This window comes from Micromonospora sp. NPDC048947, from assembly GCF_040649495.1.
GTDB classification, from domain to species: domain Bacteria; phylum Actinomycetota; class Actinomycetes; order Mycobacteriales; family Micromonosporaceae; genus Micromonospora; species Micromonospora alfalfae.
This window is the reverse complement of record NZ_JBEZFO010000030.1, coordinates 1-11,457: the sequence shown is the minus strand read 5'-3', so window position 1 is coordinate 11,457 and position 11,457 is coordinate 1. Positions and strand designations below refer to the sequence as shown.

9 protein-coding genes are annotated in these 11,457 nt (G+C 70.4%); 4 read left to right on the top strand and 5 right to left on the bottom strand.

Annotated elements, in window-relative coordinates; translation table 11 throughout:
- The first annotated feature begins 45 nt into the window (after window positions 1–45).
- On the top strand, window positions 46–1,164 hold the full coding sequence (locus AB0B98_RS30725) for an LCP family protein (protein WP_357367128.1): 1,119 nt from the start codon (window positions 46–48) through the stop codon (window positions 1,162–1,164).
- Window positions 1,165–1,171: 7 nt separating this feature from the next.
- Here AB0B98_RS30725 and AB0B98_RS30720 read toward each other — a convergent pair whose 3' ends face one another.
- Together AB0B98_RS30720 and AB0B98_RS30715 are read right to left on the bottom strand one after the other, a co-directional pair.
- Complete coding sequence (locus AB0B98_RS30720; protein WP_357367126.1) at window positions 1,172–2,629, bottom strand: M1 family metallopeptidase; 1,458 nt, start codon at window positions 2,627–2,629, stop codon at window positions 1,172–1,174.
- A gap of 109 nt (window positions 2,630–2,738) precedes the next feature.
- The gene (locus AB0B98_RS30715; RefSeq protein ID WP_357367124.1) at window positions 2,739–4,142 is read right to left on the bottom strand and encodes a M1 family metallopeptidase; all 1,404 of its coding nucleotides are present in this window, start codon (window positions 4,140–4,142) and stop codon (window positions 2,739–2,741) included.
- Between the two features lie 202 nt (window positions 4,143–4,344).
- On the opposite strand from AB0B98_RS30715, the gene AB0B98_RS30710 reads away from it, so the two are divergent.
- Window positions 4,345–5,460 (top strand): sugar phosphate isomerase/epimerase, encoded by a 1,116-nt coding sequence (locus AB0B98_RS30710; protein WP_357367122.1) that lies wholly within the window; start codon window positions 4,345–4,347, stop codon window positions 5,458–5,460.
- Between the two features lie 70 nt (window positions 5,461–5,530).
- Here AB0B98_RS30710 and AB0B98_RS30705 read toward each other — a convergent pair whose 3' ends face one another.
- Window positions 5,531–6,649 carry a GuaB3 family IMP dehydrogenase-related protein gene (locus AB0B98_RS30705; RefSeq protein ID WP_238667606.1) on the bottom strand — a complete coding sequence of 373 codons (1,119 nt, stop codon included), beginning with the start codon at window positions 6,647–6,649 and terminating at the stop codon, window positions 5,531–5,533.
- Between the two features lie 30 nt (window positions 6,650–6,679).
- Window positions 6,680–8,242: an IMP dehydrogenase gene (gene guaB, locus AB0B98_RS30700; RefSeq protein ID WP_238667604.1), complete on the bottom strand. Its 1,563-nt coding sequence runs from the start codon at window positions 8,240–8,242 to the stop codon at window positions 6,680–6,682.
- A gap of 186 nt (window positions 8,243–8,428) precedes the next feature.
- Here guaB and AB0B98_RS30695 point away from each other — a divergent pair, with 186 nt between their 5' ends.
- Window positions 8,429–8,848, top strand: coding sequence for a DUF5319 domain-containing protein (locus AB0B98_RS30695; RefSeq protein WP_238667602.1), 420 nt, complete (start codon window positions 8,429–8,431; stop codon window positions 8,846–8,848).
- 310 nt (window positions 8,849–9,158) lie between these two features.
- Here AB0B98_RS30695 and AB0B98_RS30690 read toward each other — a convergent pair whose 3' ends face one another.
- Window positions 9,159–9,974: a response regulator transcription factor gene (locus tag AB0B98_RS30690; RefSeq protein ID WP_357367119.1), complete on the bottom strand. Its 816-nt coding sequence runs from the start codon at window positions 9,972–9,974 to the stop codon at window positions 9,159–9,161.
- 253 nt (window positions 9,975–10,227) lie between these two features.
- Between AB0B98_RS30690 and AB0B98_RS30685 the strand changes: the two genes are divergently transcribed.
- Window positions 10,228–10,611: a WhiB family transcriptional regulator gene (locus tag AB0B98_RS30685; protein WP_091406539.1), complete on the top strand. Its 384-nt coding sequence runs from the start codon at window positions 10,228–10,230 to the stop codon at window positions 10,609–10,611.
- Window positions 10,612–11,457: the final 846 nt, after the last annotated feature.

The following is an 11,457-nucleotide window of genomic DNA, read 5'->3' as shown; positions in this document are numbered from 1 at the left end:
CACCCGTCGGAACGTTGTTCACCAGACGGGTGGAAGGAATCCAACATGGTTCTCGGGTCGATGGCGCCGCGCCGACGGTGGCTGCTGCTGGGGTTGGCGGCCCTCGCCGTCGTCGCGCTGATCGCGGCCGGCACGGTAGTGATCACCCGGTTGACCGGCGACGACAAGCCGGGCGGCGCTCCGGTGGCCGGCTCACCGACCCCGTCGCCGATCGGCACGCCGACGCCGAGCCCCAGCGGCCCACCGCCGGGCGCGGACATCACCGGCCCGCTCAACCTGCTGCTTGTCGGCGTGGACACCCGGGTCAGCGTGCCCGGGTGGGAGCCGCACTCGGACGCCGTGCTGGTGCTGCACGTACCCAAGGGGTTGGATCGGGCGTACCTCTTCTCGCTCCCCCGCGACCTGGTGGTGGACATCCCGGCGTTCCCGAAGGCCGGCTACAAGGGTGGCAAGACCAAACTCACGCACGCGATGAGCTTCGGCAGCCGGGTGCCGGGCAAACCCAAACAACCCAGCACCGCCCAGGGGTACGAGCTGCTGCGCAGCACCGTCAGCGGTTACACCGGTCTGCGCATCGACGCGGGGGCGGTGCTCACCTTCACCGGGTTCGATCGGCTGGTCAACGCCCTGGGTGGGGTGGACATCTACGTCGACCAGCGGGTCGAGTCGCTGCACCGCCGACCGGACGGCAAGTACCGGGAGAGCGCGCCGGGCGGCTACAAGGGGCCGCAGCAGGTCTACGAGAAGGGCGACCGGCACCTCAACGGCTGGCAGGCGCTCGACTATGCGCGGCAGCGCTACATCACCGGCGGTGACTACGCCCGGCAGCGCCACCAGCAGCAACTGATCCGGGCGATGACCCGCAAGATCCTGGACGAGGGGCTGGCCCGCCAACCGGAGCGCGTCGACCAGGTGGTTTCCGCGCTGGGCGACACGCTGGTCTACGTGGGTGGGCGCCGGATCGTGGACATCGCGTACGCCCTCGGTGGCCTGCCGGAGAACCGTTTCACGCTGGTCGGGCTGCCCGGTTCCGGTGTCGGCAAGGGCAGCGCCTACCGGGGTGAACAGCTGACCAGCGAGGGCCGGAAGTTCCTCACCGAACTCCGCGCCGGCCGCGCCGACGCGTACCTGACCGCCCACCCCAAACTGGTCGTGAAGAATTGACCGCCAATCAGAGTCGCTTGGGCAGGTCGGGCTTCTCGGTGCCGTAGAGCCAGGCGTCGAAGATCACGTCGAGCTGCTTGCCGGAGATCCGCTCGGCCAGCGCCACGAACTCGGCGGTGGTGGCGGTGCCGTCGCGCTTCTCCGCCGCCCACGTCTTGACGATGTCGAAGAACGCCTTGTCGCCGACGGACACCCGCAGGGCGTGCAGTGTCATTCCACCGCGCTGGTAGACCGACTCGCTGAACAGCTTGTCCACGCCCGGCTTGCCCGGCGGTGTCCTCCACACCTGCGCGGACATCTCGGCGTAGCGGCTGTCGAACGCCTCCTTGGCGGTGTACGCCTCGGTGTGCTCGGCCCAGAGCCACTCCGCGTACGTCGCGAAGCCCTCGTTGAGCCAGATGTCCTCCCACTTGGCCAACGCGACACTGTCGCCGAACCACTGGTGGGCCAACTCGTGGGCGACGACCTCGGTGTTCTCGCCCTGCCGGAAGAAACTCGCCGCGTAGACCGGTCGGCTCTGCGTCTCCAGGGCATAGGAGATCCGGCTGTCGGAGATCACCACCCCGCCGTACGCGTCGAACGGGTACGGCCCGAACACACTCTCCAGGTAGTCGGCCACCGCGACGGTCTGCGCGATGGACGCGTCGGCGTTCCCCTTGGCCACCGTGGTGGTGACCGCGTTGTAGACCGGGCGGCCCTTGTGTTCGGCGGTGGTGATCCGGAACTTGCCGATCACCAGCGTGCTCAGGTAGCTGGCCATCGGCGACTTCTCCGACCACTTCCAGGTGGTCCAACCGCCGGTGCTGGTCTTCCCGCCGGGAACGCCGTTGCTGATCGCGGTCAGGCCGTCCGGAACGGTGACCTCGAAGTCGTAGGCAGCCTTGTCCGACGGGTGGTCGTTGACCGGGAACCAGGTGCTGGCCGACTCGGGTTGACCCAGCGCGATGGCACCGTCGGCGGTGTGCAGGAAGCCACCGTCACCGAGCGTCTCGTTCTTCAGCGGCTTCGGCTTGCCCGCGTAGGTGATCTCGGCGACGAACCCGTTGCCGTTGATGAGGCCGGAAGCCGGCTTGATCACCAGCTCGTTCCGCTTGCGGCTGTGGGTCGCCGGCGCGCCGTCCACTGTGACCGCGCTGACGGTCAGGCCGGCCAGGTCGAGGTTGAACGTCGACAGGTCAGTGGTCGCGGTGGCCCGCACCGTCGTCGTACCCGTCAACTGGTCCTTGGCCGGGTCGTAGCGCACCTTCACCGTGTACCGCCCGACGTCGTAGCCGCCGTTGCCGTAGGTCGGGAAGTAGGCGTCGCCGACCCCGTCGGCGCCCGCCGCGAACGTCCGTGCCGGAGTGGGGGACGCGCTCGGTGGTGGGCCCGTCTCCGGGCCCGCCGAGTCACATCCGGACAGTGCGAGCGCACCGGTCACCAGCAGGCCGACAGCCACTCGCAGTCTGTGCCGCGTCCCGCGCATCCCACACCCTTTCCGCACGGTGGCCGGTCACGGCCTCCGCCGTCCCGCGCGAACGGGCGCCTACCGCCGTTCGCAGGCGGCAGCATATCGACCGGGCAGCGGGGCCGGGTCACGGCAGTGTGGGGGCCGAACCACCCACCAACCAGGCGTCGAAGAGCGGACGCAGTTGCCGCCCGGCGACCCGCTCGGCCAGCGCGACGAGGTCCGCGGTGGTCGCGTTGCCCGCCGCCCGCTCGGTGGTCCAGGTACGCAGGATGCGGAAGAAGAGGTCGTCACCGACGGTCCGGCGCAACGCGTGCACGGCGAGCGCCCCGCGCTTGTAGACGGCACTGCCGAACATCTGCTCCCGGCCCGGCTCGACCGACGGCTGCGTCCAGTCGGTCGCCGCGTACTGGATCTCGAAGTTGCGCTGGGCGGTCCGGCCGCCGTCGTGCTCTTCCCACAACCACTCGGCGTAGCTGGCGAAGCCCTCGTTGAGCCAGATGTCGCTCCACCTGGTCAGCGACACGCTGTCGCCGAACCACTGGTGCGCCAGTTCGTGGGCGACGACGCTCGGGTTCGGCCGGTCGTCCGCGAAGAAGCCAGGCCCGTAGACCGGCCGGGACTGGGTCTCCAGCGCGTACCCGATCCGCTCGTCGGCGATCACGATCCCCCCGTACGAGTCGAACGGGTACGGGCCGAAGCGGCTGGCCAGGAAGTCGACGATCGCGCCGGTGCGGGCCAGCGAGATGGCCGCGCCGCCGGTCGCCGGAAGGCTCGCGGCCACCGCCGTGACCATCGGTCGACCGGCGTGCGTGCCGGTCACCACCCGGTAGTCACCGATCACGAGCGTGCTCAGGTAACTGGCCATCGGGGCGCGCTCCGACCAGCGCCAGGTGGTCCAGCCGTCGGCGCTGCTCTTCGGCCCGGGTACGCCGTTGCCCAACGCGGCCAGGCCGTCCGGGACGGTCACCGCCAGGTCGTAGGTGGCCTTGTCCGACGGGTGGTCGTTGACCGGGAACCAGGTGGCTGCCGAATCGGGTTGGCCGAGCGCCACCGCGCCGTCGGCGGTGTGCAGGAAACCACCGCTGCCCAACACCCCGTCGTCGACAGCAGTGGGGACGCCCGCGTACTCGACGGTCACTGTGAACTGCCGGCCGCGCGGCAGTCCGTCGCGGGGGGTCACCACCAACTCGCCGTCGCCGCGCCGGTGCTCGGCCGCCGCGTCACCCACGCTGACCGCGCTGACCTTTAGACCGACCAGGTCCAGGTTGAACCGGGACAGGTCCTGCGTGGCGGTGGCCGTGATGACGGCTCGACCGGTCAGCCGGTCGGTTGACGGGTCGTAGCGGACGTCGAGGCCGTAGTGCCCGACGTCGTAACCGCCGTTGCCGTGCCCCGGCACGTACGGGTCGCCGACGTCGGCGGCACCGGGCCGGAAGCCGTCGTGGTCGTCGCCGGTGCAAGCGGTGGCGGCCAGCCCGATCGCGCAGGTCAGCGCGGCGACGCGCAGTCTCCGTCCGGTCAGGACCATGCCCACCCCTCCTGCCGCATCCGGCCTCCTGCGGCGTTCCGGTGAGGACGAGCGTAGTCAGGATCGCGGGCCGCGCGGCCGGTATCGACGATCATCAGTTACTTTCGTCGAATCCAACAAAAGCTGCCGTCGATCGAACCTTTCTTTCAACTTAGACCGACGTTAGTGTCGGTCTCCGACCACCGTCGCGAAAGGTGGAACCATGCCAGACCACACCGCCCCCGACGCCACCCCCACCGGCCGGCTCAGCCGCCGATCCCTGCTCGCCGCCTCCGCCGGCGCCGCCGCCGCGATCGGCGCGGCGGGCCTACCCGTCCTCGCCACCGGCACCCCCGCGCTCGCCAATCCCGGCAACGCGAGCAAGCTGCGGGTGGAGCCGCTGATCCCGGCCCGCAACCGCGGCATCATCCTCTACAGCGTCCGCGACCGGATCACCGCCGCGCCCGACGACAGCGGAGTGCCGTACGGCTTCGAGCGCGTCCTCGCCCGACTCGCCGAGATCGGCTACAAGGAGATCGAGTTCGCCGGCTACACCCAGAGCACCGAGATCCTGGGCCGGCAGATCACCCCCGCCGAGATCCGCAAGATCCTCGACGACAACGGTCTGGTGGCCAACGGCACCCACGCCACGATCCAGCCAGCCACCTTCCAGCAACAACTGGACATCGCCGAGGAACTCGGCATGAAGAACATCGGCACCGGCAGCGACCCGACCAGCAGCGCGTACAAGGCCGAGTGGGACGCCGCCGCGGACATCTGGAACGAGCTGGGCCGGCAGGCCAAGGCCCGGGGCATGCGGCTCTACACGCACAACCACGACGCCGCGTACAGCTTCCTGATCGACCGGGGCCCGCGCGACGCGCAGGGCCGGCAGACCCGGTCCTCCGGCATCCGCCGACTCGAGTACTTCTTCGAGATCACCGACCCGCGGTACGTCTTCTTCGAGCTGGACATCTACTGGGCCTACGTGGCCCGTTACAAGCACCAGAAGTACGTCAACCCGGCCGGCCAGGAGGTGACCGACCTGTTCGACCCGATCCTCACAGTGGCCGACCGGACCACCCGGTTCCCGCTCTTCCACGCCAAGGACGGCGACCGGGACACCAGCGTGCCCAACGGGTACCAGATGACCCCGCTCGGCGACGGCGACCTCAACTTCCAGCAGTTCTTCCAGACCATCGGCGAGCGCAACTTCCACCACGCCAACTGGGAGATGGACACCGCCCCCGGCGGCGCGGACAACAAGGGCCAGTCGCTCGACTTCGCGGCGACCAGCTACCGCAACATGTCCGACCTGACCATCTACATGGAGAAGTGACTCCCCGCTGAACGCGACGAAGGCCGGCCCCGCACCAGGCGGGGCCGGCCTTCCGGCGTCTCACGATCGGTCAGCGGTCCAGGACCAGGCCGACCTTCTGGAACTCCTTCAGGTCGCGGTAACCGCACTTGGCCATCGCCCGACGCAGCCCACCGAACAGGTTGAGCTGGCCGTCGGCCTCGTCCGCAGGCCCGAAGAGCAACTGCTCCATCGACCCGAGCGGCTCACCGGCGACCTCGAACGCACCCCGGGGCAGCGACGGGTGACTCGCCGCCGAGTGCCACCAGGCACCACCGGCCGGGGCCTCGTCGCAGAGCGACAACGGCTCACCGAGCATCACCGCGTCCGCACCGCAGCCGAGCGCCTTGGCGATGTCGCCCGAGGTCTGGATGTCACCGTCGGCGATCAGGTGCACGTACCGGCCGCCGGTCTCATCCAGGTAGTCACGGCGGGCCGCCGCGGCGTCGGCGATCGCGGTGGCCATCGGCACCCGGATGCCCAGCACCGACTCGGTGGTCGACCACTCGTCGCCACCGATACCCACGATCACGCCGGCCGCGCCGGTACGCATCAGGTGCAGCGCCGTCTTGTAGTCAGTGCAGCCACCGACGATCACCGGCAGGTCCAGGTCGGCGATGAACTCCTTGAGGTTCAGCGGCTCATCGGTGGTCGACACGTGCTCGGCCGACACGATGGTGCCCTGGATGACCAGGATGTCCACCCCGGCGTCCAGGATCACCGGCGCCAGCGCGAGGGTGTGCTGCGGAGAGACCCGCACCGCCACAGTGCTGCCACCGGCGCGCAGCTCGCGCACCCGCTCCGCGATCAGGTCCGGGCGGATCGGCTCGGCGTACACCTCCTGGAGCCGCTTGGTGGCGCGGGCCTCCTCGTCGAGGCCGGCCAGCTCGTCCAGCACCTTGGTCGGGTTCTCGTAGCGGGTCCAGAGCCCCTCGACGTTGAGCACGCCAAGGCCGCCGAGCTGACCGAGCCGCACCGCCGAGGCCGGGCTCATTGTGGCGTCGGAGGGGTGGCCGACGCACGGAATACCGAACGGGTACGCGTCGAGCTGCCACGACGTCGAGACGTCGTCGACGTCGCGGGTGCGGCGGCTCGGCACGATGGCGATGTCGTCCAGGTGGTAGCCGCGCTGCGCGGTCTTGCCCAGCCCGATCTCGACCACGTCACGCATGGGGGACTCCAGGTGGTTGGGGGTGTTGGATCAGCGGGTGTGGTAGTTGGGCGCCTCGACGGTCATCTGGATGTCGTGCGGGTGGCTCTCCTTCAGACCAGCCGCGGTGATCCGGATGAGCTGGCCCCGGCGGTGCAGATCGGGGATGTTCTCCGCACCGGCGTACCCCATGGCCAGCCGCAGCCCGCCGACCAGCTGGTGGGCGACCCGGGACAGCGGCCCCCGGTAGGGCACCTGACCCTCCACGCCCTCGGGGACCAGCTTGTCGTCGCTGAGCACGTCCTGCTGGAAGTAACGGTCCTTGCTGTACGACTTCGCCTGGCCCCGGGACTGCATCGCGCCGAGCGACCCCATCCCGCGGTACGTCTTGAACTGCTTGCCGTTGACGAAGATCAGCTCGCCGGGGCTCTCCTCGCAGCCGGCCAGCAGGCTGCCGAGCATCACCGTGTCGGCGCCGGCCACCAGGGCCTTGGCGATGTCGCCAGAATATTGGATGCCGCCGTCGCCGATCACCGGCACACCGGCCGGACGGGCGGCCCGGGCCGCCTCCATGATCGCGGTCACCTGCGGCACACCGACCCCGGCGACGATCCGGGTGGTGCAGATCGCGCCCGGCCCCACGCCCACCTTGACGCCGTCGGCACCGGCGTCGACAAGCGCCTTCGCTCCGGCGTACGTGGCCACGTTGCCGCCCATGACGTCGACAGCCACATCGGCCTTGAGCCTGCGGACCATGTCCAGCACGGCCCGCTGGTGACCGTGCGCGGTGTCCACGATCAGCACGTCGACGCCCGCGTCGACCAGGGCACGGGCCCGCTTGTACGCGTCCTCGCCCACACCGATGGCGGCGGCGACCCGCAGCCGGCCGGCGTCGTCCTTGCTGGCATCCGGGTACTGCTCGCTCTTGGTGAAGTCCTTGACGGTGATCAGGCCACGCAGCCGACCCGAGTCGTCGACGATCGGCAGCTTCTCGACCTTGTGCTGACGCAGCAACGCCAGGGCGTCGTCCTTGCTCACCCCGACCCGCGCGGTGACCAGCGGGGTGTGGGTCATGATCTCCCGAACCGGGGTGTCCGGCTCGGAGACGAAACGCATGTCCCGGTTGGTGACGATGCCGACAAGCTGGCCGTCGCCGTCCACCACCGGAACGCCGGAGATGCGGTAACGCCCGCACAGCTCGTCGACCTCGCGCAGGGTGTCGTCCGGGCTGGCGGTCACCGGGTTGGTGATCATGCCCGACTCGGAGCGCTTCACCAGATCGACCTGGAGGGCCTGGTCCTCCAGGGAGAGGTTGCGGTGCAGGACGCCGATGCCCCCCTGGCGGGCCATGGCGATCGCCATCCGGGCCTCGGTCACCGTGTCCATCGCGCTGGACAACAGCGGAATGGACAACTCGATGTTGCGGGTGAGCTTGGTCCGGGTGTTGACCCGGCTGGGCACCACGTCCGACTCGCCCGGCTGGAGCAGCACGTCGTCGAAGGTGAGGCCGAGCGGAACCACCCGGGCGGAGCCGGCCGGCAGCTCGGGCAGGTGGCCGCCCAGGTCGGCGTGCTCCACGCCGGCCGGAAGATCGGTGCTGGGCGAATTTTCCACGATTGCTCCCCTGAGCTGCTCGGATGGGCTTCAGCGAGGTGGCGCGGGCGGGCACCGGAGCGCGCCACGGTGCCGGCACGTCGCCTCATCGTACCCAGTGAGCTGGGCGACCCGTCCGTGGCAGGCCGGGCCGGCGCGGAGGCCGGGGGGCGGACGTTCGCGCCGCGTTGGGTCTACGGTGAGGGGGTGCACGACGAGCCCATCGACCCGTTCAATGGCGACCCGGCCGATCCGACAGCGGGTCTGGAAGACCCGGGCGATGACGCGACGCCGGATCCGCTGACCGACGTCGAGCGGCAGGATGTGCTGGAAGACCTCGCTGACCTGGAGATCTACCAGGCTCTGCTGGCCCCGATCGGGGTCCGCGGGTTGGTGATCGAATGCGAGGACTGCCGCGAGCCGCACTACTTCGACTGGGACCTGCTCCGCGGCAACCTGCGGCACCTGCTCAACTCGGGCCGGCCCCGGGTGCACGAACCCGCCTACGACCCGGACCCGGACCACTACGTGACCTGGGACTACGCCCGGGGGTACGCGGACGGGGTGCACGACACCCTGTCCGAGGGCACCGAGGACGAGCCGGACGCCCCGACCGCCACCAAGTAACGCCCGCCGGGCGGCGGGCACCCCCGCTGCCCCGCGCCCCGTGTGCTCCGCTGCCGCGCTGTCTGCCCTGTAGTCGCGCGGCGTACCTTGCAGTCGCGCGCCCCGGTGCCCAGCGGTCGCTCGGCGTACCCGGGCTACCGCGCGCCCCGGAGGCCCAGCAGTCGCACAGCGGTGCCTTGCAGTCGCGCGGCCTGCCCTTTAGTCGCGCGGCGTACCCGGGCTGCCGCGCGCCCCGGCCGCCTTGCAGTCGCGCGGCGTACCCGGGCTGCCGCGCGCCCGGGCTGCCCTGCCGTCGCGTGGCGTGCGTCGGTCAGGCCACCAGACCGGCGCGGAAACCCGCTGCCACCGCGTGGGCCCGGTCGCGGGCGCCAAGCTTGCGGAACAACCGGCGGGCGTGCGTCTTGACGGTGTCCTCCGAGACGAACAGCTCCCGGCCGATCTCCGCGTTGCTCTTGCCCTCGGCCATGCCGAGCAGCACCTGAAGCTCACGCTCGGTGAGGCCGATCGACGCCCGACTGGGTCGGGCGTTCGCTGCGGGACGGCCCGGTTCGGTCTGGGTCGGCGACTCGCCGGTCCCTGCCTCCGCCTCGTCGTCGCCCCGCTGTACCGGCACCGACGCCACCCCGGCCGGCCCGTCGGCTGCTGTGGCCGCCCAGCCGGGTTCACCGGAGCCGCGCGGCGACGGCCCGGAGCGGCCGGAGCCACCCACCGCCGCCGCGTCGCGGGCCGGATCGGTGATCCGCTGCCGGGAGGCTCGGCCAGGCGCGGTGAGCAGCAGGAGCGCCTTTGCCACTGCGCTGGTCAGGTCATGGTCGACATTCTGGATGAGCCCCCGCGCGCCGGCGCTGATGGTGGCCGCCGCGGCCTCGGACTCCTCGGTGCCCAGCAGCAGCACCGCCGCCTGGGGCGCACGCGCCAACACCCGGCGGACGAAACCGGCGCTGTCCGGCCGGGTGAGGGCCGTGTCGGCCAGGACCACGTCGGCCGGTCGCTCGGCCAGACGCAGCATCACCTCTGGATCAGAGACGGCGGTACGAACGATCGCGGACAACCCCAGCCGCGCGGCAGCAGAAGTAAGGTGCTGGGCCGCGAGTGGTGTCCGAACGCACACAAGAACGGTACGCACTGTGGTCTCCTCTCCGCCAACGAGCAGACCATGACGAGGTCGGCTGGGGAGGGGGTTCCCGGCAATCCTTCGAACTTTTCCGACAGATAGGGCAAAAGCCGCAATTTCTCGGACGTTTTCGATCACAGACGTGTGAGTTGGCGACAGCCCGGGTACCGGGAGATCCAGGCCGGGAACGGTGCGCCTGCGCGGCCCGCCGCCCGGATGCCGGCCATAAGGATTCTCGCGGAGCCGCGCGGGAGGAGGGGTGCTGATGTCGAACGTACGTAGACTGCCCGGACCCATCGTCGATCTCTGGGACTGGCAGCGACTCGGTGCCTGCCGGGGGCGCGACAGCGCCCAGTTCTTCCACCCCGACGGTGAGCGTGGTTCCTCCCGGTTGCGTCGCGAGTCCGCTGCCAAGTCGGTCTGCCGCGCCTGCCCGGTTCGCGCCGAGTGCGCCGCCCACGCCCTGTCGGTACGGGAGCCTTACGGCGTGTGGGGCGGCTTCAGCGAGTCGGAGCGCCTGCGACTACTCGCCGTCGGCTGGGAGGACCTGGCAGACCGTCGGCACGCCCGGGTCGACGTCGCGCGGCTGGAGGCCCGTCTGGGCCGCCCGCACAAGTCGACCGTCCCGGCCCAACGCAACGTCGCCTGACCCGACGCGTCCCCAACATCCGCGAACCGCGCCCTCCCAGCGAGGGCGCGGTTTCGTGTCGTTCATGCGGTTTCGTGTCGTTCATGCGGTTCCCCCACGGCCAGGGCCCGCACCACCGCCGACGGCGCGGTTCGTGTCGCTCAGGCGGTCTCCCAGGGCCACCGACAATGCTTTGATCAACACGGGTTCCTTGATGTCGGGGCATCCCGCCCGCCCGTACACCCCGATTTCAATGACCCCGAGTGGATCAAGCCGAGTGTCCGGTCTCCCGGGCGAGCAGAGAGATCGCGCTGCGGAGTTTTGCCGGGTATGGGGCATTCGAGCCAGGTGCGGGGCTTAGGCTGCTGCGAGGTACGCGGCCTTCGTCCGGTGACCGGACGCACTCGTAGGTTGGAATCGTGGCGGGGCCAGGGTCGTTACATACCCTGACGATCGCAGTACCACCGACCCGCCGCCCGACCCTGAGGGCTGGTCGCGCAGGTTGGAATGCCGGCCAACGCCCGGTCGTTACAGTCCCCACGACCGACCGACGGGCACCGCCTCGATGAGGGTGCCGACGGGTGGGCCACCCCCCGGAATGACCCCGGCCCCCCGGTCGTTACACAGGGTCGCGGCGCCACGAGCCCCCCGGCTCGGCACGTCGCCGACCCGACGCCCTGATGGGCGTCACCCCCAGACTTTCCCCTTTGTATGTGCAGCGCCGGACGAGGTGCTCACACCCCGCCGCCGCCCCCCTGGCGGTCGGGGTGTTCTACCCCCGAAGGAGCTACCCCTCATGAACACGATCTTCCGTAAGAGCATGCTGTCCGTTGCCGGTCTCGCGTTCGCCGGTGGTGTCTTCGCCGG

Bases quoted from the DNA above. Each gene is read 5' to 3' on its own strand.
- AB0B98_RS30725 (WP_357367128.1), top strand. From the start codon at position 46: ATGGTTCTCGGGTCGATGGCGCCGCGCCGACGGTGGCTGCTGCTGGGG.
- AB0B98_RS30720 (WP_357367126.1), bottom strand. From the start codon at position 2,629: ATGCGCGGGACGCGGCACAGACTGCGAGTGGCTGTCGGCCTGCTGGTG.
- AB0B98_RS30715 (WP_357367124.1), bottom strand. From the start codon at position 4,142: ATGGTCCTGACCGGACGGAGACTGCGCGTCGCCGCGCTGACCTGCGCG.
- AB0B98_RS30710 (WP_357367122.1), top strand. From the start codon at position 4,345: ATGCCAGACCACACCGCCCCCGACGCCACCCCCACCGGCCGGCTCAGC.
- AB0B98_RS30705 (WP_238667606.1), bottom strand. From the start codon at position 6,649: ATGCGTGACGTGGTCGAGATCGGGCTGGGCAAGACCGCGCAGCGCGGC.
- AB0B98_RS30685 (WP_091406539.1), top strand. From the start codon at position 10,228: ATGTCGAACGTACGTAGACTGCCCGGACCCATCGTCGATCTCTGGGAC.